The sequence below is a fragment of the Xenococcus sp. PCC 7305 genome (genome assembly GCF_000332055.1).
Classification (GTDB): domain Bacteria; phylum Cyanobacteriota; class Cyanobacteriia; order Cyanobacteriales; family Xenococcaceae; genus Xenococcus.
Map to the genome: position 1 here is coordinate 19,729 of NZ_ALVZ01000225.1, position 20,604 is coordinate 40,332.

Annotated in this window: 30 protein-coding genes and 2 pseudogenes; 22 read left to right on the forward strand and 10 right to left on the reverse strand. The window is 41.2% G+C overall.

Going from position 1 to position 20,604, the window contains the following annotated elements:
- Nucleotides 1-3: 3 nt before the first annotated feature.
- A complete protein-coding gene (locus tag XEN7305_RS21810; protein WP_006511693.1) occupies nucleotides 4-732 on the forward strand; it encodes a hypothetical protein in 729 nt (242 codons plus the stop codon).
- A gap of 64 nt (nucleotides 733-796) precedes the next feature.
- On the opposite strand, the gene XEN7305_RS21815 is transcribed toward XEN7305_RS21810, so the two are convergent.
- From XEN7305_RS21815 to XEN7305_RS21825, 3 genes are all read right to left on the reverse strand, one after another.
- Complete coding sequence (locus tag XEN7305_RS21815; RefSeq protein WP_006511694.1) at nucleotides 797-1,159, reverse strand: hypothetical protein; 363 nt, start codon at nucleotides 1,157-1,159, stop codon at nucleotides 797-799.
- Nucleotides 1,160-1,942, reverse strand: a complete 783-nt coding sequence (locus XEN7305_RS27010; protein ID WP_006511695.1) for a Rha family transcriptional regulator — start codon at nucleotides 1,940-1,942, stop codon at nucleotides 1,160-1,162.
- Between the two features lie 175 nt (nucleotides 1,943-2,117).
- On the reverse strand, nucleotides 2,118-2,360 hold the full coding sequence (locus XEN7305_RS21825; protein ID WP_006511696.1) for a helix-turn-helix transcriptional regulator: 243 nt from the start codon (nucleotides 2,358-2,360) through the stop codon (nucleotides 2,118-2,120).
- Between the two features lie 81 nt (nucleotides 2,361-2,441).
- Between XEN7305_RS21825 and XEN7305_RS29865 the strand changes: the two genes are divergently transcribed.
- From XEN7305_RS29865 to XEN7305_RS29180, 3 genes are all read left to right on the forward strand, one after another.
- A complete protein-coding gene (locus XEN7305_RS29865) occupies nucleotides 2,442-2,780 on the forward strand; it encodes a hypothetical protein (protein ID WP_238569020.1) in 339 nt (112 codons plus the stop codon).
- The gene (locus XEN7305_RS29390) at nucleotides 2,767-2,943 is read left to right on the forward strand and encodes a hypothetical protein (protein ID WP_006511698.1); all 177 of its coding nucleotides are present in this window, start codon (nucleotides 2,767-2,769) and stop codon (nucleotides 2,941-2,943) included. The genes XEN7305_RS29865 and XEN7305_RS29390 overlap by 14 nt, the downstream gene beginning before the upstream one ends.
- Before the next feature lie 126 nt (nucleotides 2,944-3,069).
- Nucleotides 3,070-3,219 carry a hypothetical protein gene (locus tag XEN7305_RS29180; protein WP_006511699.1) on the forward strand — a complete coding sequence of 50 codons (150 nt, stop codon included), beginning with the start codon at nucleotides 3,070-3,072 and terminating at the stop codon, nucleotides 3,217-3,219.
- Nucleotides 3,220-3,593: 374 nt separating this feature from the next.
- On the opposite strand, the pseudogene XEN7305_RS27900 reads toward XEN7305_RS29180, so the two are convergent.
- Nucleotides 3,594-3,779, reverse strand: a pseudogene (locus XEN7305_RS27900) (transposase); the annotation flags it as partial.
- 26 nt (nucleotides 3,780-3,805) lie between these two features.
- Here XEN7305_RS27900 and XEN7305_RS21835 point away from each other — a divergent pair.
- On the forward strand, nucleotides 3,806-5,092 hold the full coding sequence (locus XEN7305_RS21835; RefSeq protein ID WP_006511700.1) for an RNA-guided endonuclease TnpB family protein: 1,287 nt from the start codon (nucleotides 3,806-3,808) through the stop codon (nucleotides 5,090-5,092).
- Between the two features lie 55 nt (nucleotides 5,093-5,147).
- On the opposite strand, the pseudogene XEN7305_RS21840 reads toward XEN7305_RS21835, so the two are convergent.
- Nucleotides 5,148-5,357 (reverse strand): annotated as a pseudogene (locus XEN7305_RS21840) (helix-turn-helix domain-containing protein); the annotation flags it as partial.
- A gap of 57 nt (nucleotides 5,358-5,414) precedes the next feature.
- Here XEN7305_RS21840 and XEN7305_RS21845 point away from each other — a divergent pair.
- Nucleotides 5,415-5,990 carry a hypothetical protein gene (locus XEN7305_RS21845; RefSeq protein WP_006511702.1) on the forward strand — a complete coding sequence of 192 codons (576 nt, stop codon included), beginning with the start codon at nucleotides 5,415-5,417 and terminating at the stop codon, nucleotides 5,988-5,990.
- 78 nt (nucleotides 5,991-6,068) lie between these two features.
- Nucleotides 6,069-6,305: a hypothetical protein gene (locus XEN7305_RS21850; RefSeq protein WP_006511703.1), complete on the forward strand. Its 237-nt coding sequence runs from the start codon at nucleotides 6,069-6,071 to the stop codon at nucleotides 6,303-6,305.
- 29 nt (nucleotides 6,306-6,334) lie between these two features.
- Here XEN7305_RS21850 and XEN7305_RS21855 read toward each other — a convergent pair whose 3' ends face one another.
- The gene (locus tag XEN7305_RS21855; RefSeq protein WP_040899101.1) at nucleotides 6,335-6,772 is read right to left on the reverse strand and encodes a hypothetical protein; all 438 of its coding nucleotides are present in this window, start codon (nucleotides 6,770-6,772) and stop codon (nucleotides 6,335-6,337) included.
- Between the two features lie 206 nt (nucleotides 6,773-6,978).
- Here XEN7305_RS21855 and XEN7305_RS28410 point away from each other — a divergent pair, with 206 nt between their 5' ends.
- The 12 genes from XEN7305_RS28410 (at nucleotide 6,979) to XEN7305_RS21910 (ending at nucleotide 15,699) form a co-directional block, all read left to right on the forward strand.
- Nucleotides 6,979-7,146: a hypothetical protein gene (locus tag XEN7305_RS28410; protein ID WP_238569022.1), complete on the forward strand. Its 168-nt coding sequence runs from the start codon at nucleotides 6,979-6,981 to the stop codon at nucleotides 7,144-7,146.
- On the forward strand, nucleotides 7,143-7,490 hold the full coding sequence (locus tag XEN7305_RS21860; RefSeq protein WP_006511706.1) for a hypothetical protein: 348 nt from the start codon (nucleotides 7,143-7,145) through the stop codon (nucleotides 7,488-7,490). Before XEN7305_RS28410 ends, XEN7305_RS21860 begins: the two co-directional genes overlap by 4 nt.
- 269 nt (nucleotides 7,491-7,759) lie before the next feature.
- Nucleotides 7,760-8,965, forward strand: a complete 1,206-nt coding sequence (locus tag XEN7305_RS21865; protein WP_040899122.1) for a hypothetical protein — start codon at nucleotides 7,760-7,762, stop codon at nucleotides 8,963-8,965.
- Nucleotides 8,958-9,452 carry a hypothetical protein gene (locus XEN7305_RS21870; RefSeq protein ID WP_006511708.1) on the forward strand — a complete coding sequence of 165 codons (495 nt, stop codon included), beginning with the start codon at nucleotides 8,958-8,960 and terminating at the stop codon, nucleotides 9,450-9,452. The genes XEN7305_RS21865 and XEN7305_RS21870 overlap by 8 nt, the downstream gene beginning before the upstream one ends.
- 128 nt (nucleotides 9,453-9,580) lie before the next feature.
- Nucleotides 9,581-9,862 carry a hypothetical protein gene (locus XEN7305_RS21875; RefSeq protein ID WP_006511709.1) on the forward strand — a complete coding sequence of 94 codons (282 nt, stop codon included), beginning with the start codon at nucleotides 9,581-9,583 and terminating at the stop codon, nucleotides 9,860-9,862.
- Nucleotides 9,863-11,086, forward strand: coding sequence for a DUF6745 domain-containing protein (locus tag XEN7305_RS29395; protein ID WP_006511710.1), 1,224 nt, complete (start codon nucleotides 9,863-9,865; stop codon nucleotides 11,084-11,086).
- A 1-nt stretch (nucleotide 11,087) separates the two neighbouring features.
- The gene (locus XEN7305_RS21885; protein ID WP_006511711.1) at nucleotides 11,088-11,489 is read left to right on the forward strand and encodes a hypothetical protein; all 402 of its coding nucleotides are present in this window, start codon (nucleotides 11,088-11,090) and stop codon (nucleotides 11,487-11,489) included.
- A 268-nt stretch (nucleotides 11,490-11,757) separates the two neighbouring features.
- The gene (locus XEN7305_RS28765; RefSeq protein ID WP_144053344.1) at nucleotides 11,758-11,952 is read left to right on the forward strand and encodes a hypothetical protein; all 195 of its coding nucleotides are present in this window, start codon (nucleotides 11,758-11,760) and stop codon (nucleotides 11,950-11,952) included.
- Nucleotides 11,949-12,926, forward strand: coding sequence for a DNA cytosine methyltransferase (locus XEN7305_RS21895; protein WP_006511713.1), 978 nt, complete (start codon nucleotides 11,949-11,951; stop codon nucleotides 12,924-12,926). The genes XEN7305_RS28765 and XEN7305_RS21895 overlap by 4 nt, the downstream gene beginning before the upstream one ends.
- A complete protein-coding gene (locus XEN7305_RS21900; RefSeq protein WP_006511714.1) occupies nucleotides 12,923-14,704 on the forward strand; it encodes a hypothetical protein in 1,782 nt (593 codons plus the stop codon). Before XEN7305_RS21895 ends, XEN7305_RS21900 begins: the two co-directional genes overlap by 4 nt.
- Nucleotides 14,683-15,024 carry a hypothetical protein gene (locus tag XEN7305_RS21905; protein WP_006511715.1) on the forward strand — a complete coding sequence of 114 codons (342 nt, stop codon included), beginning with the start codon at nucleotides 14,683-14,685 and terminating at the stop codon, nucleotides 15,022-15,024. Before XEN7305_RS21900 ends, XEN7305_RS21905 begins: the two co-directional genes overlap by 22 nt.
- 111 nt (nucleotides 15,025-15,135) lie before the next feature.
- Complete coding sequence (locus XEN7305_RS21910; protein ID WP_006511716.1) at nucleotides 15,136-15,699, forward strand: hypothetical protein; 564 nt, start codon at nucleotides 15,136-15,138, stop codon at nucleotides 15,697-15,699.
- 36 nt (nucleotides 15,700-15,735) lie between these two features.
- Here XEN7305_RS21910 and XEN7305_RS21915 read toward each other — a convergent pair whose 3' ends face one another.
- A complete protein-coding gene (locus XEN7305_RS21915; RefSeq protein ID WP_006511717.1) occupies nucleotides 15,736-16,857 on the reverse strand; it encodes an RNA-guided endonuclease TnpB family protein in 1,122 nt (373 codons plus the stop codon).
- A gap of 42 nt (nucleotides 16,858-16,899) precedes the next feature.
- Here XEN7305_RS21915 and tnpA point away from each other — a divergent pair, with 42 nt between their 5' ends.
- A complete protein-coding gene (gene tnpA, locus XEN7305_RS21920) occupies nucleotides 16,900-17,298 on the forward strand; it encodes an IS200/IS605 family transposase (protein ID WP_006511718.1) in 399 nt (132 codons plus the stop codon).
- 226 nt (nucleotides 17,299-17,524) lie between these two features.
- Here tnpA and XEN7305_RS21925 read toward each other — a convergent pair whose 3' ends face one another.
- Nucleotides 17,525-17,731 carry a hypothetical protein gene (locus tag XEN7305_RS21925; protein WP_040899128.1) on the reverse strand — a complete coding sequence of 69 codons (207 nt, stop codon included), beginning with the start codon at nucleotides 17,729-17,731 and terminating at the stop codon, nucleotides 17,525-17,527.
- Between the two features lie 48 nt (nucleotides 17,732-17,779).
- Complete coding sequence (locus tag XEN7305_RS21930) at nucleotides 17,780-18,019, reverse strand: helix-turn-helix transcriptional regulator (RefSeq protein ID WP_006511721.1); 240 nt, start codon at nucleotides 18,017-18,019, stop codon at nucleotides 17,780-17,782.
- A 174-nt stretch (nucleotides 18,020-18,193) separates the two neighbouring features.
- On the opposite strand from XEN7305_RS21930, the gene XEN7305_RS21935 reads away from it, so the two are divergent.
- Nucleotides 18,194-18,409 (forward strand): hypothetical protein, encoded by a 216-nt coding sequence (locus XEN7305_RS21935; RefSeq protein ID WP_144053345.1) that lies wholly within the window; start codon nucleotides 18,194-18,196, stop codon nucleotides 18,407-18,409.
- Nucleotides 18,410-18,428: 19 nt separating this feature from the next.
- On the opposite strand, the gene XEN7305_RS21940 is transcribed toward XEN7305_RS21935, so the two are convergent.
- The gene (locus XEN7305_RS21940) at nucleotides 18,429-19,550 is read right to left on the reverse strand and encodes an RNA-guided endonuclease TnpB family protein (RefSeq protein ID WP_040899130.1); all 1,122 of its coding nucleotides are present in this window, start codon (nucleotides 19,548-19,550) and stop codon (nucleotides 18,429-18,431) included.
- Nucleotides 19,551-19,894: 344 nt separating this feature from the next.
- Here XEN7305_RS21940 and XEN7305_RS27015 point away from each other — a divergent pair, with 344 nt between their 5' ends.
- Complete coding sequence (locus XEN7305_RS27015) at nucleotides 19,895-20,587, forward strand: BRO family protein (RefSeq protein WP_006511724.1); 693 nt, start codon at nucleotides 19,895-19,897, stop codon at nucleotides 20,585-20,587.
- The last annotated feature ends 17 nt before the right edge of the window (nucleotides 20,588-20,604 follow it).

Consider the following 20,604-nt stretch of genomic DNA (forward strand, 5'->3'; position numbering starts at 1 on the left):
ACTATGAAATTATATGGCGCGATCGCAGGAACAAAAATTTGTGGAGTGACTCAGATGAAGCTTACGGGGCTTCACGACCCAATTCTGGTAACCAATGATCCTCCGACTTTGGCCGACGGCTCTCAATGTTATGTGTCAATTGGCGATTATTCAATTCTGGGGTTAGTACCTGGGGCAACTCCTATGGCTAACTGGGTTGCTTTGCATGGCGTGTATTCTAAGGCAGACTTTCTGTATGTAAGCGATCGCGTCAAAGAGGTCTATGCTGAGTATGTGGCTGCGGGGATTGATATTTCTGAGCTTCCTGATGGGGAAAAATCAGCTTTACTAGAGTATCTTGCGGCAAATCCCAGCGATTTATTGAAAGTTTTTTCCCAAGAACAGCTTCAAGAAGCTACGGGGCAATATCTAAGTGAATCGAGCAAAGTTCGTTTCAAAAGGTATGAGGCAGTTAAAACAAGAATAGTTACTAACTTTGGCATTGATGGAGCTAAAAGCATCTCTAAAGATCTCAAGGCAAATAATGAAATTGAGCAATATCAAAATGAAGCTGATGATGGACTAATAGATTACCTTAACTCGGTGAATGATTACGATGGCGCTGGCTTCTTGGAAAATAGCGCAGTTGTGGCATCGGGAAGAGCAACTGAAGATTTAGAAGGGATTCGCGATGATGCGATCGCAATACTGATATTAGGGACAACAAGCGCTGATAAGTTTTACCTTGCATGAACAGGATTGGGCGATCGTATCCCTTAAAGGGACAAAATGTCCCTTTGGGAACTAAATATTTTTTTTAGATAGGGTAGAATCGATACTTGTTTTCGTTATCTAGCTTTGCTTTGTACTTGATTATTTGCTCTGGTTCCCCAGTTACGACAAATTCCCAATCTGGGTCCAGAAACAGATCTTTTTTTTCCTCTTCTGTTGCCATTCGACGATGCAGCACAGGAAAAACTTTTAAGTGCATATCTAAATTATCTTTTTGCTTGGTTTTTGTCGTCAATAAAGAAGCCTCAAAGTGGCCGTATCCAAACTCAAAATACATATCAATCGCTTGATCGACAGTCATCCCAATTGATTCGCCCTCGTGGTCGTCGCCCCCAGAAAGGCAAGTAACAAAATAGTTAACCTCTTCTAATGCATCAAACAAATCCATTTAAGACTCTCCTAGTAATATTTGGCGATTTTTTTGCAACTCTTTCAACAAAATTTGAATGGCTTTGTGTAAATCCTCTTCGGGAATATATTGGGCAGAAACAATTCGAGGCATGGTCTTAACGAGCTCTTTATGCCCAAGCTTTTCCAGGATTCTTGCTAGCTCTGACCCCGACTTAACCTTGATCCCATAGTTGGAGCATAGATAGTCTTTTATCTGTCTAAGACCTTGCCCTGCATAGCTCTTGCCTGTACGATTATCTATGGTTTGGATCGTTGGAACTTTAGTCTCGACAATTTGATCTGTTTTCCCCCGCAAGGCTAAAGTAACTTCTGCTCCATGCATAGTCACCATTGTATGGTCGAGCTCTTTCGACTCTTTTGTTGTTTTAGCGATCGCTAGCTGAAGCTCTAGTTCTCTTATGCGATCGCTTTGCTGGGGGATTACTTGCTTAATTACCTCCTTGGCTTTCGCAAAAGATTTTACCAGTTTTCTTTTGCAAACTCTTGCTTTAGGCGTGTTTTTTGAGTAAGTAGCAATTAAATTGCATTGTTCTTCGGTCAGTAGAGCGTAGCGCTCAGGACGCCCACCCCGACTACCTTTGGAGGGTTTTCTCTTTTTAAACTCGATTACTCCCCAATCATCTTCAATCTCTTGCTGGAACTGGATTACAACGTTTTGGAGCCAATTTGAATGCTTTACTCCCAGCTCTTCCGCAATTAAACGAGAATCAACAACTAAAGTTTGCTCTAATGTTTGTTCGATTTTGATAAGATCTTCCATAGTCTGCATACTTCTAATATGTGGACGCCGCCGAAAATACTTCCTGGGATACCGTAAATATCCTCGTCGAAGTGGCGGCTATTCCCCTTATTCTACCAGTACTCAAAACAAAGTTTTTAGACCTCTAAACAAAAAGAGCGCACGAAATTACTTCACAAAAGTACACAAAAATTCCTTACTTGTTTGTTGCCTCGACTTTCCAGAGCTCATCAAACGAGCAATTTAAAGCATTCATTAATTTTTCTGTGCTGCTTCTGTCTATCCTTTCCAACCCACCTTCTCTAGTTAGGCTGCGAATTGTGGTTCGAGAAACCCCAGACTTGTTATATAAATCGGTATAACTCCAACCTTTTGACGCAAGCAGTTCTTCCAAGCAAGAAATAAATCGCAACTTGACAGGCATATCCACCGCGTACATTTTTTTGTTTACCTCTCTATTGAATTACGTGTCTTCCTTAATGGCAAGCTTAACCTTTTTACTTTTAGATGTCAAAACATATTGACAGGTACATGTTCATGTGTAAATATAAAAGTAACAAACAAGAAAGCCGATCGCATCGGCTCAAGCCAATTACCGCCCAATAAAAAGCGATCGCACACTAAAGCGATCGCACTTCAGAACCTTGAAAACAAAATAGGAGATATGCCCACAGCAACTCAGATGCTCACAGCGATCGCAACTTTGCAATCTCTTTCTAATTTCTATCGACCAATTTTTTTGTTTCGGTATGATGAGAAAAGAAAGCATATTTTTATCATCGCTGGAGAGCAAGAAACCATTGAAATAACTATATTTGCCAACGGCAATAGGAGAATTATTATTAATGAAGACATTTAAAGAAATGAGCCTTAATGAATTAAGGTCTTATGTATTGAAAAATCGCAGTGATGCCGAAGCTTGGGAAGAATTTGCGTCACGACCAAGACCCAATGCCGTAACAATCCCTGCAAGCTTGCCCCAAGAAGAGCAAGATCGCATGTTAGAGGAATTGATCAGCTAATAAAAGTTTTTTCCTAGCAAAAAGCAAAATCTCCATCTTTTGATTAAGTTGGAGATTTTTTTATTCAATAAAAAGCGATCGCCTACTAGAGCGATCGCACATCCATCCTAGAATCCTTTAAATATCATGACACATCAAATCGAAACAATTACCAAAGACCAAGAGCTCATCCAATTTGCTCAAAAAGCCAAAAAACTTCAAGATAAAATTCAAAAAGTCATTGCCGAGCTAGACTCTGCAGCTATTTGTTTCTCCTTGGCAACTGAGGTGGCGTAATGGACAGCAAAGCAAAAGCCAGAACCAAAAAAAAGATCGATATGATCTCTGTCAAGCAACAGCTCCAAGAGGTTAGAAAAACCTTAGAAAAGAGCAACAAGCGCCTCAAGCGGGAATCTCAGTCAAGAATCAATCACTGCCCGTTTTAAAAACTTCCTACTTCCTACTTTCTACTTCCTACTCCCTACTTTCTACTTTAAAACCATGCCTATCAACGGATTGACAGATCGTGCAACGATCGCAAACAACATTATCGCGGGGGTCCCTACCCTCAACGCAGTAGGGTAAGGAACGGAGTGTTTAAGCGCCTGGCAAAGCACAGGCGGCAGCTCCTCGGGATAGCGCACTAATTCAAGGGCTCGATGCCCGCAGAATCAGTTACTAGGGCTATCTTGTGCCTCGATGTATTTTCTAATTCTTTCGATAGTTGCACCGCCACAGCTGGCAATGTAATATGAGCTTGACCAAAAGACTGGTTTAGAATAGACTTTTTCGACTTCAGGCTTGAACTCTTTCCTTATGATTCTGCTAGAAGCACTTTTGAGACTTGCTACTAATTGAGCAACATTATTGTCTGTAAAAAATTATGTTAACACGACGCATCACATTCAGGCTGTATCCTTCAAATTCTCAAGAACAGAAACTGTTCTGGGCAAGAAGAATGCACGCTTATTTGTACAATGCAGCTGTGTGCAACAGAAAAACTCAGTACCAAAGATTAGGCCATTCGGTTGATTATTTTGAACAGCAAGCTTCATTGCCAAAATTTAAAGAAGTTTGGACAGAGTATAAAGAGCTTAATGCAGGTTCACTGCAAGCTACTTTAAAGCGAGTAGATTTTGCTTTTGTTCGTTTCTTTCAAGGACTAGGTGGTTATCCAAAATATCGTTCAATTAGAAAGTATTCTGGCTGGACTTATCCTGACGGCAGACAAGGTTTCAAAGCTCATACTGAAGGTAAGAATGGTTATTTAGAGTTAAGAGACTTAGGGTTTAAAGTCCAAATGCGAGGTCAAGCTCGAACTTGGGGAAAGCCCACTACCTGCACTATCGTTTATCGTTCAGGTAAATGGTATGCCTCTATCACGGTCAGATGTTTTCCTACTAGAAAACTTGGGAAAGGAGCAATTGGGCTTGATTTTGGCTGCAAAACTGCTATAGCCGATAGCAATGGGAAGCAAGTTAAGCCTCCTAAGTTTCTAGCTAATGCTCAAAATGAAATCAATCAATTGTCAAAGCAGCTAAGGAGAAAGAGAAGGCCAGAGAAGAGAAAACATAAAGGGTCTCGCCGCTGGAAAAAAGTACAAAGCAAGATCTCCAAACTCAAGAAAAAGATTGCAAATCAGCGTCAAAATTGGGTTCATCATCAAGCAGTAGAGATAGTAAGCTGTAATAGCCTCATTGCCACAGAGAAGTTGAACATCAAAAACATGACGCGTAAAGCCAAAAAAGGCAGCAAAAGAAAGCGACAAAAAGCTGGGCTAAATCGTTCAATGCTGGATGTTGGGATAGGGATGCTTAAGAAAGCGATTGCCTATAAGGCCAAGGAAGCTGGAGCAATTTATCTAGAGGCTCCGACAAAAAGCTTAAAGCCAACTCAAAGATGTGCAATATGCTGGAAACTTACTAAAAAAGACTTGTCTGATAGGCTACATGTTTGTTCCAATAAAGATTGTAATCATACTGAAGATAGAGACGTTAATGCTGCTCAAGTTTGTCTCGCTTGGGCGCGTGGGCAGGAACTGTCCTCGTTGAAGACTGCTGATGAGTCTAGCTCTACTAGAAGCTCCAAAGTTAAAAGCTGCGGAGGCTTTCAGCAACTAGCTCAGGTGAAGCGTCAGAAACTCATGGCTCAACGAAGTAGCCATGAGTAGTTCATAGGGACCGAAAAAGAAGCTAGAGGAGATCGCCAAATATCTGGCAAAGACCGAGAAAGTTAAGTTCATCAAGCTTTTTCCACCCAGTCAAGAGAGAAGAGGTTTTGCTATAGCTGATTCTTTCTTGTCTTTCGTACCAAGCTTCGGTTCTAGCAGCCAAAGCTTTGTTATAGACCAAACGCACACATCCCATTGTTCGGCGCAAGAGATTTTCTTGTTCGAGCGTGGGGTAAAAACGAAATTTGTAGGCACGTTCAGTCATGCTCACATTATGCCAAATTAAATGTAAAGTCAGCCACTTAGGAATGCGCGAAGAAAGATGAATAAACCAATAACAAGACTTGCGGCTTCTTCACCCCAGGCAAACCAATTAACAAAGCACAATACAACTGAAGGCGCGATCGCGAAAGTAATCTTAAAAAAGGACTTAAGGGCTCTCACTGAGATCGAACGAGTTCAATACAATTTTGCTTTGTGCCGAACAATTGGACTAAACCCTTTGACGAATCCGATTGACTACCTTGACAGCAATGGGAAATTAGTTCCTTATGTCAACGCAACTGGCGTTGCTCAGCTCAGAGCGATCCATGGCATTAGTACTAAGATAACTAATCGGCTAACCGATAAAGAAAACTTCCATCACGTGACGGCTGTGGCGACTGATCCTCAAGGAAGAAGCGAAGAAAGCGTCGCTATCCTGGCTCTGGTCGATAAGTACGGAAAACCTTTGAAGGGGCAAAAGAAAGCGGATCAGATGATGAAATGCTGCACCAAGGCGAAAAGAAGAGCTACCTTGGCATTGATGGGTATTCCTTGGACTGATGGAGAAAGCATTAATAGATCTCGTAGCTTTGATCCTCCCAGTGATATTCTTCCCATTGAAGATGATTTTTAACCGTCTTGAGACAAAGTGACGAGGAGCAAGAAAGCAACTAGCCTAGGAAAGGTAAAAAGCCAAAAGCCATAAGACATAATGGATAGAGACAAAGCTATGAAAATTATTCGCTTAAGCGAAAACCTGCGACATAAACTTCTTTTGATCCAGCAAGCCCTTGCTTTTAAGGAGTTAGAAGACGCTAAATTTGAGAACGATTACGATCTTGTTTTGGAAGAAGCAATCAAGACCAACGAAGAAATTAAGGAAACTTTTCTTGCTTTAACTTCTCCTGTTAACAGAAAAGTTATCACAATCAAAAAGCGCAGAAACTAAACTAAAGCAAAAGCATCAATACCGCCATTTTAAGATTTTTTGCTACCAATTAATTCTCCAGAAGATTTAGACAATTTGTTTAATGCGATCGCCCCTAGCTTGGAAATTGAATCCGATGACAAATATTTATCAATTAAAATCCCTACCAAGTCCAAGAGCTCCGACTCGCTAAGGGAGTTCATTTCGCTGAGAATTGCTTCAATCGATTTAACGCTACTGCTTTTGGCTGGGGCTTCTTCTTCTCCCGTATTCAAATAATGTAATAAATTCTCTACAGATTGCCCCGAATAAAGAGCAATTACCTGCAAGTTTTGGGTCTGTGGGAAATTAACCATGTTAATCCAAGAATGAAGACTATTAAAGGAAACTCCAAGGTCTTGAGCAAAAGCTCTGTATGTTTTGTCCCCTTTGAGGCGCTCAAGAAAATTAGCAAGCCGCTTTCTTGCTTCTGGTGTATCAGTAAACATATTTTTTCTCGCTCTAAACATTAATCCACAAATAACATATTTTGTTTTGTCTTGTTCTGTGATACTTTGTTTATTAGACTAAACAAACAAAAACTTTATGCAAAACAACAAAGCCTTTATTAAGACTACATACATATTACATTCTACCTTGGAGTAATACTATGTCAAGCAGTAATCACTCAGTTCCTCGCCTTGTGCAGAAGTCAATGAGTAAGCTTTTACTTATTAGTAAGTCTCTGGAAAACGATTCTATGAATATCGAAGGATTTGAGGATCATTATGGCTTTGAGCTTCAAGAGATTATAGAGATTCAGCAGGCTATTCTTCGGACTCATCTAGACACAGTGGTTCCTGTTAAGGGAGGTTTAGATTGAACGAGGAAGTAATAACCGCGATCGCAAAGCAAGCTTTTTGGCAAATCTTAAATACGCCGGAGGGAGAAGCAAAACTGATTCGTGCGATCGTGAAATCTCTTGGGCTTGAAAAGAAAACGGAGCAAAAGACTGAATGGGTCGACAAGGATGAAGCGGCAAGATTGCTAGGGTTCAATTCCTATCGTAGGCTTAATTATTTAATAGAAAAAGGGGCGTTTACTCATGGCATCCATTATCGCGACGTTAGAGCCCCAGGAGCGGCTAAGGCTTACTATCAATATCATGTGGAAAATATCGAGAAACTGTTCAACAAGCCGCCAGAAAAACGAAAGCAAGCTCGTTAGGTGTTGCGATCGCCGAACAAATATTTTGACTTACAGAACAGAATCATTTAACTCCCTGAGCGGGAAGTCCCCCACTTAAGTAGCGGGAGGATGTCACAATCAAAAAGAGCTCGCAAACGACAACCTGCGAACCCTTTTCCTAACCAATAGCAATTTTAAACTTAGGGCTATTATAGCATATTTTACGATTAAATCGCTATCAAGGTTTTTCAAGGATAGGGGGAGAGAGCAACGTCTTTGCAAGCTGTACACCTTTACCTTAAAAAACAATGCAGAATTCTCAATTACGCGACGACTATATTTTTAAAAACGGCTGCGCGCCTTCTTTGCTGCCAAAGCAGCTTCCGCGACACCTTGACCTTAGCTTAGACAGCGTTTCGTCAACAGCTATGATGGCTTTTGGTAAAATTGTTTCAGGATCAAGCTTTCTTTGCTACCCTGCGATAAACCTCTTAAAAAGATTTCAGGGCTTGATCTACAAATCAGGCATGGGAATCAGGGCAAAGGGTCGCTGGTATGTTTTTGGCAGCTTTGAGTGGTTACAGCAAAACTTTTTTCCTCACCTAAAAAGAGGCACTTTCTTTAAACTCATAAAGATCCTCAAGAGACTTAATTTGCTTATTATAGAAAAGCTTCATCCAGACAAACGCGATCGCACAAATTACTACTCAATTAACTTGGAAGGGCTTGAGGAGTTTTTTAGTACAGTCGATTCTATCAAGCCTGATCCAGAGTTTGCTATAGAGACGATGGAAAATAAAAAAACGCATCACGTGCAAAGTTCATCAGGACGGACGATGTATAGGAACAATAATATGCATAACAATAATATACATCTCTCTAGATCTAGCGAAGAGGAAAACCAGGCAACAGAAGCTATCAAAGAAGAAGAGCAGAGAGATCGAGAAAATTTGGAAAAACAAGTAAAGCAAAAGCTAGACCAAGAGCAAGAGCCACCAAAAGAAGAGCAAGCGAAAGGTACTCTTCTTGGTTTAAAAGGCGTGATTAACAAGCTCACGAGGAACATAAAGGTAATCCCAGAGCAAGATTTTTCCGTGGCGGCGATCGCCGAACCAAAAAAAGTCGAAATCAAGACTACGCCAAAGCCGGTCAAGAAAGAGCAAATTATCCAGTCCGCAGGAGTTGACTCTCAAGTATCAACAAAGCTTGAGCAAATGGGGATTCCTTTAGACCAAAGACTTATTGAAGCTTTAAAGAAATATCATCTTTCTCAAGCTCTCTCAGCCCTGAACGAGATCGAGAAAAGGAGCTCTTCGGTAGGAGATAAAGCCGCTTACTTGATTAAGATTTTGCCTCTTCAGCCAGTGGAAAGACTGGGGATGATTTCTCCCGAGATTGGGCCCAAGATGCGTGAGGACTATGGCCGAATAGAAGAGGAAATGCGATCGCAAGAGTACAAGGCCGCTTGGGCTGCTCTTAAGGCTAAGTTACCTGGGAGGTTCAATCGTGGATAGACTTACGGGCAACCCCCATTGGAAAGATCAGCTATCTCGAATTGATTTGATTGGGGTTCGCGAATCTCAGGGTTTATTTAATATTATTAGGAATCACGAAGCGATTGATATAAGTTGCGCGATCGCATTTCTAGCAGCTCTTAAAAGGCATAAAAACATTGACAATCCTGAGCTTTATTTTCGCCATGTTTTGGCCGAGAGATTGGCTAGAGAAAATGCGATCGCGATCCTGAAAGACAGGACTCTTGTTGAAGAAAGAAAAGCTTTGTTTGATTTTTGGCTTAGCTGTACGACCAAGCTTGGCAACTGGAATTCCTATGTCGATATTGACGGATCTCGCTGGGTTGGCATTGACAATGGTAAGCCGACAGATAAGTTTTCTGATGCCTGGAATCGCGGTTGGACGATTGAATACATGGCAGACAAGATCCATCTTTTAGAGATTTTTAACTTGGAATTAACGGGCGATTTTACCAAGATAAATTAAAGCAAAAAATTAACATAAAATTTACTAAATTGTTGCAATTTTACTGGACTTATTCTTTTGTTTATGCTGTCTTTTATTGTTTTCCTATCCATGTTTTAATGTTTAGAAAGCTAAACAAATAGTATGTTATGAAAAACAAAAGAAATCAAAATCCTCACCTAGGGAGAAGCAAGGCAGCTATTGCTGCTGCCCCTAGAATTAGCTTGGCAAAAAAGCAAAGGATATACGATCGCAGTACAGGAATGGCCATTAAATTCTTGTCTGATACTCAAGGCATTCCCCGCGATCGCCTGTTTGGAAATGCTGAAATGAGGTTAGATTTTGTCTTGGTTTCTATCTGTGATCGCTTAACCAAGAAAAAATTTCGACTTGCGATCGACTTTGCGACTGAGACAGTAAAGGTGGTCTAGATGCCTAAAATTGAAAAGTTAACTAAAGAACAAGAAGCAAAGCTTCCTGAGTATCGAGATAAGTGGCTTGCGATCGGTCTGTCCACTAATCCAGGGGACGAGAAGATTGCAGAAGAGGCGATTAAAGAAAGCTATCGTCAAGTTAATTTGAACTTCCCCAAGAAGATTATTTGGTGCGATTCCCCTTTGAGTCTTGTTTTGGTTGACTCTATTTTCAAAAGGGATTCAGTCGGGGATTCAGTCGGGGATTCAGTCGGGGATTCAGTCGGGGATTCAGTCAGGGATTCAGTCAGGAATTCAGTCTGGGATTCAGTCGGGGATTCAGTCTGGGATTCAGTCTGGGATTCAGTCGGGGATTCAGTCTGGGATTTAGTCAGGGATTCAGTCAGGGATTCAGCCAGGGCTTCAGTCAGGGCTTCAGTCAGGGATTCAGTCTGGGCTTCAGTCGGGGCTTCAGTCTGGGCTTCAGTCGGGGATTCAGTCGGGGCTTCAGTCGGGGATTCAGTCTGGGATTCAGTCAGGGATTCAGTCAGGAATTCAGTCTGGGATTCAGTCTGGGATTCAGTCGGGGATTCTTGTTTTGGGTCGCATGATGCCCACTGGCTGGGATTTTATGATTTTTTTGCGACGGAGCTGCAAATTCAGGAAGCTCATCGCTTAGAGCCATTAAATCTAATTGCTCAGCATTGCGGTTGGTGGATTCCTAGGGAAAAAGTTTGCCTTGTTTCTAAAAAACCTATCATTTGCACTGTCAACGATCGGGGAGAGTTGCACAACGAAACAACAGCAGCTATTGCCTATAGAGACGGGTTTTCTGTTTATGCAATCAACGGAGTTGTGGTTCCTGAAAAAGTAGTAGTTGAGCCAAAAACGCAAACTATTCAAGAGATCCAAGAAGAATCTAATGTTGAGGTCAAGAGGATTAGGATCGAAAAGTATGGTCACGAAAAATATCTTTACGAGGCTAGGGCTCGACTTCTCGACAGCACTACGATCCGTCCTGAGCAGGGAACTCCTTGGATGGAAAGCTTGTATAAAATCGATGAGAGTCTTTCTGTGTTAGTAACCTGCGACCCTTCGACAGGAAGAGTTTATTTTTTGGATGTTCCCGCTAGCTGCCAATCTTGTCTTGAGGCTCAACACTATTTGCAGGCTCCCGAGTTGATTCTACAAGGAACGGGTTTTGATTTCCCTATTACCACTTATCCAAAACTGAGGACTTAAAATGAATACAACAATCAAAGAAGTAAAAGAATTTGGGATTATAAACGCTAATGATTCTTTGCAGGTGGTTCCTGAGCTTGTCTTGGGTGACTCAATCCCTCAAGGAGACCTCAATTTTACATTACTCCCTGGCGTCCCAACATGCGCGATCGCAGTTGAGAATCCCGAACTACAACTAGCCCCAGGGACAACCAAGGGTAGTCGCCATCGCTTAGATTCTCTTGAGAACGTAAATGTTTACAGGTTACCTAAGCCTAATCCATTGCAGGGAGTGATTTTAGAGTTTACAGGAGAAACAATTGTTACCCATCCTGAGCATGGCGATCAGCTATGGAGCAAAGGAGTTGTAATTGTCTCGTATCAGCGTCAATTAGCTGATGAGATAAGGGCGATCGCAGATTAAGTAAAAATTGCGGCATCACTTTAGCGGAGGGAATATGTGTTTTTGCGATAACATCCCAGACTACTACAAATCAACCAAAAGAAAAGCGAGGAAAACTCATGTTTGCGATGAGTGCAGTCAGCCAATAAAAAAGGGGACTCATTACTTTGTTGATCGCGGAGTAATAGATGGTGAATGGTACGGGAGTAAAAGGTGTCTTGAATGCGACGATCTTTACCATTTTTTGCTAGATAGGCTTGATTGTTTTTGCCCAAACCTTGGCGAGCTAATGGAAGAAATAAGGGACTCGGACATTCAAAACGAAGATTACTTAATTCCTCTATTTTTAAACGAGCAGGGAATTTTGCAGGAGATGGACACTTCGGTCGAGGAAAGCAGCAAAGAATATGATGAATATCGGCATGATGCTTTTTTCGCTAGTCATTTTCGCTTGAAGGAAGCTTTTGTGAAGGAGGCTGCGTGAAACTGACCATACCAAGTAAGGCTCCGATCGCAGTTGTAGGTTTTGCTGGAGGAGGCGGAGTGGAATGCGGGCTTCTAGCCGCAGGAATTCGTCCAGCTCTTTCTATCGAGTTCAACCCCCAAGATCCTAAGCTCTCAAGCGCGATCGCAGACTGTCATGAAGCCAATTTTAGTGAGTATGGCAAGCTCTTGAGAATGACCGTTGAGGATTGGACAAGCCAAGACTTTCCTGATTGCCCCGATCGCGTAGACGTAGCTCATTTTAGCCCCATGTGTTCTAATTTTTCTGTGGCTTCTCACGGGAAAGAAAGCGAAGAAGATATCGAAGCTGCTAAAGCGATCGCCGCTTTCATTGAAGCTAAGCAGCCTAGCTACTTCAGTTTAGAGAATGTCGTGGGCTACAAAAAATCTCAGTCCAGCTCTTATATTATTGCCAAGCTTGAAGCTTGTGGCTATTCCTTTGTCGAGACGGTTTTAGACTTTGCTGATTATGGAGTGTGCCAGTCGCGATCGCGCTATTTCATTATTGCTAGTAAACAATCTTTTGAATTTGACTTACCTAAGCAGCCGCGACAAGGGTGGCTAGAGGTTATCGGAGACTTGCTCGAAGGGCTGCCTCTTAACGAGCTAACCAAGAACCAACAAGCCGCGATCGCAAAATACCAAGGCGATTTACCTTGTTTGCTACCACGGGTCGGCTATAGCAAATTACCTCGAATAAGACCTCCAGATAGAGTTGCGCCGACTATCACTAAATCGCTTTTTGTTGACGACAAGGGCTGTAGCCGCAATAAAGTTTGGAATATTTGGGACGGCAATAAATTAAGTCAAGTAGACATTGAATGCTTTCGTCGCTTGGCGACCTTCCCCGACTGGTATCAGTTCCCAAAAAAAATGGCTGTAGCAGGTTCAATCCTTGGTTACGCAGTCCCCCCAACAATCATCGAGCAGATCTACAGGAGGATTATGTTTTGAAAATTTTAACCGAAAAAAAATTAGCCTATTTTGATTTGGCCGATATCTTTTTATATGCCACCGCAGAACTTCAGAGGATTTGTAATTGCTTGTTACCTAAAAACCCTAAACAGGCCAAAAAGGTTATCCAAGGAATTGCCGAGATTACCGATAGGCTTGAGTTTTGGACGTTTATCGATTCTCCTACTCTTTTAGGTAATTACTTAATTAGTAACCAAGGCAAATGCTATTTTTTAGACGAACAAAGACTTTTGTATCAATGGGCTAAGCCTGCCCCCGATCATTACGTTTTGCCCTGCGTAAACCCCAAAACAGAAGCTGTTGAACTTAAGGAGGTTCCCACTCAAAGGTTAATTTTTTTCCAGTTTGGGGAAGCCGTAACCGAGGCAGATAAAAAAAAGTTTTTTGATGTTCCTTTGTTGCTTAAACCAGGGGCAAAGAAAAACTCTTTTGTCTGTAGCGATTTGTACTTGCCAAAAAGAAAAAGAGGGAAGAAGAAGCAGCTACCTCCAATTAAACTTTCTAAGGGAATTAAGTTTGCCGATCCAAGCGATCGCGAATTTTTGTTAAACGGAATGCCCATTCGCAGTGACTTGAGGAAGATGATTTTTGGGATTTTAACCTCCAACCCAGAGGAAACTTGGACGAGGCTCAAATATCCTCAAACCTCTTGTCATCTTATTAGCGATCGCGGGAGCTGCTTGTCTTTAGCGACAGCCAAGCTAAAGATGCCTAGGGTCAACGCGAGAGGGCAGTTTCGCCTTACGTTTGCTTTACGCAATCCTAAGACCAAAAAGAAAACTAATCTAGGCGGTTCAGTTGCCAAACTTGTTTTTATTAGCTTTAACAAGATTCCTATTAGAGTTAGTGAGGTTTGCCAGAACTATAAGGTTTTGGCTATTGATGGAGCCAAGGATAATTTCAATCTTGAAGAGTTGGTCTTGGTTAAGTCTCCGTCTAAAGAGACTCAGATAAGCTTAAACCAAGTGCGTAAAATTCGAGCAAGTCTAGCTTCTTTTTCGGGAAAAGAGTTAACTGAAAAAGTTAAGGCGATCGCGCTTGAGTATGGTTTTGACTATCAAAAAATTCAAGACATTAACAAGCATCGCCTTTGGAAAGAGATTCCGTGTCAGAGATTAAATCCCTGTTTTAGCTTGTTGAATTCGGTTAAGTTTCTTTACCCAAGCGATCGCGAGTTCTTTTTAGAAAATATGCCCGACTCAGAAGAGAAAAGGCTTGAATTTGCCCAGCTTTTAAGTTCAATCCCTGGAGAGACTTGGACTAGAGTGAGGTTCCCTCAAGGCACCTCGCGGCATCTAGTTAGCGATCTTGGACGTTGCTTGTCGGTTATAACCCCAAGGTTTTTATCTTTTCGCTACTATTCGAGCACCTATAACTATGGTTTGACTTTTGTCGATCCTGAAACCAAGAAATGCTTTTCTCGCAGCTGCTCAGGGCAAAGGTTGGTCATGTTCAGCTTTAAAGACATTCCCCAGGAAATCATTTCTAATCCCGATCAATATCGAGTGGTTCCCAGGGATGGAGACAAGAAAAACTTCAAGCTAAAAGATTTAAGAATAGTTCAAGCTATTCCCCATAAAAGCCCCCTTAGCTTAGACATTGTCCGAGAAATCCGTTTTCAATTTGCTCAGTTGGCCGGCGCAAGTTCTGATGAAATCACAGCCAAGATCAAGGCTTTCTCTGAGCAGTACAGGGCTAAATATTCTGAAATTAGAGACATTAAGGAGGATGCGGCATGGATAGAGACCAATTACTAAAAGCCAAGAAAGGATTATCGGCCTTGCTTGATAGATGGGAAGTAGTTGACGACAAAAACGAGCAAATAAGAATCCAGAACAAATGGAATGAGCTTGTTATTGAAAGCTTTCCGTTGAACTCAGCTTTTTATCTGGGGAACCTCTCGGTTACGGTGCTTGGGATGATTAATACCAAGGCCTATGGAGGCCAGTTCTTACTCCCTTTCGTCTCGGCAAACGGGCGATCGCGCCTAGCTGATCCTTTTGCTTTGGATCTTCCTGTTACCGAGCAGCTTTCTTTAATCCCAGCCTACCTAAATAAGGAGCCTAAAGATGTCTAGTTATCAAGATCGACTCAAAAAGGCTGCCAAGATGCGATCGCAAGGACTAAAAATCGGCTTGTTTCAGAGAAAGGGCTTAAAGCGGCGGACAAAAAAGAGTTAGAGAAAAAGTTGAGCCTGCTCAAAAGAAAACTACCAGCACTAGAGTTTCTTGCGATCGCAAAAGTTGGAGATTTTGTTACTACTCCCAGTAGAGGAAAAATTGGCAAACTGATTCAGCTTGAAGACAAGCCCAATGGATCAACAGTTGCTCAAGTACTATGGGAAAATTCTTTTTCGACCGAAGCTTGCTGTCCTTCGGTCTTGCAGCGAATCGAGCCGGAGCTTTTAGATTGCCAATGGGTAGAAGGAAAAGGGTTTGTCCGTCCTTTTGATAAGAAAGCTTGCTACGACCTCAAGGAGTTGTGGGGTTTTACTAGAACCTTGTGGGAAGAGCCTCAAAAGAAATGGGCTTGCGATCGCTATAATGCGATCGCCTCTGTTTGGTTTCGAGAACAAAATTTAGTGGAAAAAGAAGATCGTCGATACGCGATCGCGAATATCTTTCGTGGTTCTGGTCTGACCACCTTGGCTTGCTATTTGGTTAAGGATAAAGCGGTGACTTCCTTTTTCTATCCTCACGAAGTTAAGCGAGTCAGCGTTGCCGAACAGATTAGATTTTTGACAAATTTTTGACCTACTCCCACGGCTGAAGCACGTGGGATTCGAGGCTCATGCAGAGATTGCAGCAGATAGCTGACTGACATCTCCTACCCTCAGAGTTGAAGCCCCAACTCTTAAAATGTTGACCGCTGCATTAGTATCACGCCCGTGCTTACAACTACATGATGGGCAAGCCCAATAACGTTCAGCTAAAGACAATTCATCCAAAACATAGTCACAGCTAGAGCAAGTTTTAGATGATGGATACCATCGATCAATATAACTAACAATCTTTCCTTTCTTTTGGGCAACAAACTCTAGTATTTTGAGAAACTCGCTAAAGGCCAAATCTCCTATCTTGCGCCCCCAGAGCCTTTGCATTCCTTTGAGGTTAAGAGTTTCAAAATAAAGATAATCATAGCCATCGGTTAACTGATGAGCTAATTTCCAGAACCAATCGCTTCGGCGGTTGGTTACCTTCTCATGAACTCTGACTAAATTTTTTCTAGCTTTTTCCCTTGAGTTTGAGCGTTTTTGCTTCCGAGAAAAATCACGGCTGGCTAACTTTAATCGCTTTAAAGACTGCTTAAGGAATAGAGGTGAATCAATGTCATTGCCATCAGAGCAAGTTAAAAATGTTTTTAACCCAAAATCAAAACCCGCGCTTTTACCCGTCATGGAAGTGATTTGATAATCAACATGATCTGTTACTACAAAGATGAACAACTCCCCTAGGGGATTTCTTTTAATAGTTACAGTTTTAACTTTCCCTTGGATTTCTCTACTTTTCCAATAGCGATAAATTTTGTTGCCAATTTTAAGTTGATTGTTATCTAGAAATTTATACCCTGCTTGTTTAAGAGTGAATGACTTATATTTAATCCTCTTCCTAAAATTAGGTGGCCTGACTCCTTTTTTATGATGCTTGAAAAATAACTGATAAGCTCTATCGATTCGCTGCGCAATATCTTGGACAGCTTGAGAACCTACTAATTGCCAGTACTCATTTTTTCTCCTGAGTTTAGCAATATGCTTCATTAACCTATTTTTGTTTAAGTGCTTACCAAACATAGAATAATAACGCTTATGCAAAGCTATGCAGTGGTTATAAATATTTCCTGCTGCATTAATTGAGCGATGCAAATGCTTATTTTTCTTATGCTGGTATAACTTAAATTTGTAGGTCTCCATGTGTCTATGATAGCATAATCATAAACACAAATCAAATTATAAATGGCGCAAAAATATCGACACAAAATTACTTCTGTGACTTTAATTAATTATCATTTTGTTTGGTGTCCAAGAAGACGAAAAAAAGTGTTAAAGGGGTTAGTTGCTGAACGACTGAAGCAATTAATAATTGAGGCTTGCCAAGAAATTGATGTGACAGTATTAGCAATGGAAGTTATGAGCGATCATGTTCATGCTTTCTTAAATTGCCCTCCAACCCTTGCACCTTACCAAGTCATGCATAAAGTTAAGGGTTACACTGCCAGATACTTAAGACGAGAATTCAAAGAGCTACTTAAGCTTCCTTCAATGTGGACTAGAAGTTATTTTTGCTCTACTGCTGGGAATGTTTCATCTAGTACTATTGAGAAATATATCGCTCAACAAAAAACCCGTGGCTAGAATATTTCATCCCACGGCTAAAGCACGTGGGCTTTCCTTTGCTGTAAACGGTAAGTGCGATCGCTCTAGGCAAGTGAATGCTCAATAACCAACCAAGTAGCTTGAGGATTAAATCCATTTCCTGCCAAGTCAGCAGCCTCAAACCCATGCTCAGTCATAGTTTAAGCTAATTTTTTTGAGCGAAAGTCAGCACCTTTTATAATTGATTTGACGCTCGGCATTGCAACTAGTTCAAATAGCCCAAAATAGGCTGGCTGAAAATATTAATCAAAACTCCGATCGCGATCGTGGCCAATAACCACTGTGCAGATTGTAATGTTTTATCAATACTGCTTATTTTTTGTTCGATTACGGCTAACCTTTCTGAGTTCTTGATTAGCTGCTGAAGCATAGCTCCTTCGTAATTTAGTTTTTGCTCTTGCTCTGTCATCATAAATCCTCTATTTTAAAAATTCTCTATAGGATTATTTTTTCGGTGGGGCTATTCGTCGCGATCTGGCACCAAGCTTTTCCCTAATGCTTTTTCCATTCCCCTTAATGTTTCAACTGGCAAGTCTCTCACTTTTTCATTTTCGATGCGATTCCAGTGACTGTAGCTAATACCTGCATTTGCAGCTAATTCAGTCATACTTTTCCCTGATTTCTTGCGAAACTCTCTAATCTTTTCTCCCAAACCAGGATAGTTTTTACTGAAGACGACTCTCATCAAAAGTGAATCCATAAGTGTTACTCCTTAAGTTTGTCTTATGTAGTTGCCTTTTATTATAGCTTCTTAAGCGTCGCTTGCAAAGTGTCTCTTGATAAGATACAATATTTTTATAACAAAAGCGACCTCATTTCTTTGGACGGAGCTGAGATCGCCTTTGCTGTAAACAAAATTATTGTTATACCCATCATGACACAGCAACTACTCGAAGCTCAAGTAGCTTCATCAGAATTTGACGAGCGACCCCGCGCCGCCGACAGGCGTTTATCCTCGAATGGGGACAAGGGAACCCCCATTCGAGGACAAGCGCGCGAGTTTGATGCACTAGCATTCGAAATCAAGCATTTTGAAGATTATCAAAGATTAAACACTCCCTACTACGAATTGACATACTCCCCGCCCTAAAGGTGCGGAGATTCTGGGATCAAGCAGCAATTGCGCCCAAAGAGCGTCTTACATCGCCTAGCCCAAGAGAAGATGCCCCTTCTCTTTTAATGTTCTTAGCTGCATTCAAATCTCGATCCAACTTGGAGCCACAACCAGGACAATCCCAAACCCTATCTTTGAGAGTTAATTCTTTATTGTGATATCCACAATCAAAACAAGTTTTGGAGCTGGGATAAAACCGATCAATAAAATGTATTGTCTTTCCTTTATTCCTAGCTACTGTTTCCAGGATTTCTAAAAAAGTTGAGAAAGATAAATCACTGACTTTTCTCCCCCACAACTTTTTCATTCCTCTAAGATTTAAATCTTCAAAAATTAGCACATCATAATCATTTGTCAATTTATGGGCTAACTTCCAAAACCAATCTCTACGTTTATTGGAAATTCGCTCAAATACTCGATTGAGATTGTCTTTGGCCTTGTACCAATTATTAGAACCTTTTTTCTTCTTAGAAAGATTTCTGCTAGCAGCTTTCAACAAATGTCTAAACTCATTAAAAAACAAAGGAGATTTGATAGTTGTTAAGTCACTTGCAGTTAAAAATGTTTTTAACCCAAAATCGAAGCCTGCAATTTTACCTGTCACGACTCCGAAAGATTCATCTTTATAGCCAGTTACCACTAAGATAAATAACTCACCAAGATGATTGCGCTTAACCGTCAGCGTTTTAATCTTTCCTTTTATTTCTCTACTTTTCGAAAATTTATAAATTTTATTCCCTATCCGAATTTTGTTGTCTTCTAAGAACCTGTATCCTGCTTGCTTTAGAGTGAATGATTTATATTTTCTGGTCTTTTTGAAGTTAGGGGGTCTTGTCCCTGACTTGCATTGCTTAAAAAATAATTTATAGGCTTTATCGATTCTTTGACAAATATCTTGTACTGCTTGGGAGCCAACTTGCTGCCAATATTTTATTCGTCTTCTAAGCTTAGCAATATGCTTCATGAGCCTGTACATGTTCAAGTGCTTACCAAAGATTTTGTAGTATCTTTTATGCAAGGCAATACAATGATTGTAGATACTTCCACTAGCATTGATTTGCCAATTCAGGTATCTATTCTTCTTTGACTTGTATAGCTTGAACTTGTACGTTTTCATGAGAATATTTTATCATGAATTACTTGATTAGTACTAAAGAATTACGCCCTGAAGGGCGGGGCTTTAAACCCATGATTTTAGGTAATCGCTAAGTTCGACTATAACGACGGAATCAACAAATTCACTCTTCTTGCCGATTGTTTCATCGCAGGACATTACTATCGCGACCCCTGGAGCTCCGATTGGATTGGCAAATCTTATTGCAATGGCAATAGCGAAGAAGTTCTTTTCTCCACTAGAGATTTAGCCGTGGCTTACCTTAAACGCCAATATCTCGCATCCTGTTAATTATTTAGCTCGCCATTTAATTGGCGGGCATTTTTATTATTTATTTGGAGGCAATCATGCCAAACATAGAAATTTTCAATTTTGAAGAGCAGCCAGTTCGTTTTGTTGGTACAGCAGAAAAGCCTTTGTGGGTAGGAAAAGATATTTGCGATATTTTGAGCCTTTCGAAGTATAGGGATGCCTTGGCAAGATTGGACTCAGATGAAAGGGAGCTGGTATTACTGGACACCCCTGGAGGTAAACAGTCAGTAACGTGCATTAACGAATCGGGAATGTATTCTCTGATCTTTGACTCGCGAAAACCCCAAGCAAAAAGATTAAAAAAATGGGTGACTTCTGAAGTCTTGCCTAGTATTCGCAAAACTGGGAGTTACGCGATCGCACAAAGCTCCGCTTCGCAGTCAGCAAAAAACGAATCCACTCTTTCAATTCAAGATCAAATCCTAATTGCTAATTTTGGAGCTGAATCAGCGATCAACGCAGGAGTCTCGAAGCCGATCGCAGAATCAATTAAGTTAGATTCACTAGGAAACGTTTTACCTGAAGCCAAGCCATTATTGCTTCCTCAAAAAAATGCGATCGCATCTGCTAATCCCATTGAAGAGCAGCCTGTCTCTCCGACAATTATTGGGCAAAGAGTTGCCGCCAAAATGGGGCTGGACAAGGTTTCTGCGATCGCGGTCAACAAAAAACTGCTATCTCTTGGCTATCAACTATCAGTCACTAGATTGACATGCTCTCCGACCTGAAGGTACGGAGATTCTAG

Coding starts and splice junctions, on each gene's coding strand:
- XEN7305_RS21940 (WP_040899130.1), bottom strand. CDS start 19,550: ATGAAAACGTACAAGTTCAAGCTATACAAGTCAAAGAAGAATAGATAC.
- XEN7305_RS28765 (WP_144053344.1), top strand. CDS start 11,758: ATGGAAGAAATAAGGGACTCGGACATTCAAAACGAAGATTACTTAATT.
- tnpA (WP_006511718.1), top strand. CDS start 16,900: ATGGCGCAAAAATATCGACACAAAATTACTTCTGTGACTTTAATTAAT.
- XEN7305_RS21815 (WP_006511694.1), bottom strand. CDS start 1,159: ATGGATTTGTTTGATGCATTAGAAGAGGTTAACTATTTTGTTACTTGC.
- XEN7305_RS21865 (WP_040899122.1), top strand. CDS start 7,760: ATGCAGAATTCTCAATTACGCGACGACTATATTTTTAAAAACGGCTGC.
- XEN7305_RS21855 (WP_040899101.1), bottom strand. CDS start 6,772: ATGTTTACTGATACACCAGAAGCAAGAAAGCGGCTTGCTAATTTTCTT.
- XEN7305_RS21835 (WP_006511700.1), top strand. CDS start 3,806: ATGTTAACACGACGCATCACATTCAGGCTGTATCCTTCAAATTCTCAA.
- XEN7305_RS21885 (WP_006511711.1), top strand. CDS start 11,088: ATGAATACAACAATCAAAGAAGTAAAAGAATTTGGGATTATAAACGCT.
- XEN7305_RS27015 (WP_006511724.1), top strand. CDS start 19,895: ATGCCAAACATAGAAATTTTCAATTTTGAAGAGCAGCCAGTTCGTTTT.
- XEN7305_RS21875 (WP_006511709.1), top strand. CDS start 9,581: ATGAAAAACAAAAGAAATCAAAATCCTCACCTAGGGAGAAGCAAGGCA.
- XEN7305_RS21810 (WP_006511693.1), top strand. CDS start 4: ATGAAATTATATGGCGCGATCGCAGGAACAAAAATTTGTGGAGTGACT.
- XEN7305_RS29390 (WP_006511698.1), top strand. CDS start 2,767: ATGAAGACATTTAAAGAAATGAGCCTTAATGAATTAAGGTCTTATGTA.
- XEN7305_RS21925 (WP_040899128.1), bottom strand. CDS start 17,731: ATGATGACAGAGCAAGAGCAAAAACTAAATTACGAAGGAGCTATGCTT.
- XEN7305_RS29180 (WP_006511699.1), top strand. CDS start 3,070: ATGACACATCAAATCGAAACAATTACCAAAGACCAAGAGCTCATCCAA.
- XEN7305_RS21935 (WP_144053345.1), top strand. CDS start 18,194: ATGACACAGCAACTACTCGAAGCTCAAGTAGCTTCATCAGAATTTGAC.
- XEN7305_RS21905 (WP_006511715.1), top strand. CDS start 14,683: ATGGATAGAGACCAATTACTAAAAGCCAAGAAAGGATTATCGGCCTTG.
- XEN7305_RS27010 (WP_006511695.1), bottom strand. CDS start 1,942: ATGGAAGATCTTATCAAAATCGAACAAACATTAGAGCAAACTTTAGTT.
- XEN7305_RS21930 (WP_006511721.1), bottom strand. CDS start 18,019: ATGGATTCACTTTTGATGAGAGTCGTCTTCAGTAAAAACTATCCTGGT.
- XEN7305_RS29395 (WP_006511710.1), top strand. CDS start 9,863: ATGCCTAAAATTGAAAAGTTAACTAAAGAACAAGAAGCAAAGCTTCCT.
- XEN7305_RS21915 (WP_006511717.1), bottom strand. CDS start 16,857: ATGGAGACCTACAAATTTAAGTTATACCAGCATAAGAAAAATAAGCAT.
- XEN7305_RS21845 (WP_006511702.1), top strand. CDS start 5,415: ATGAATAAACCAATAACAAGACTTGCGGCTTCTTCACCCCAGGCAAAC.
- XEN7305_RS21825 (WP_006511696.1), bottom strand. CDS start 2,360: ATGTACGCGGTGGATATGCCTGTCAAGTTGCGATTTATTTCTTGCTTG.
- XEN7305_RS21850 (WP_006511703.1), top strand. CDS start 6,069: ATGGATAGAGACAAAGCTATGAAAATTATTCGCTTAAGCGAAAACCTG.
- XEN7305_RS28410 (WP_238569022.1), top strand. CDS start 6,979: ATGAGTAAGCTTTTACTTATTAGTAAGTCTCTGGAAAACGATTCTATG.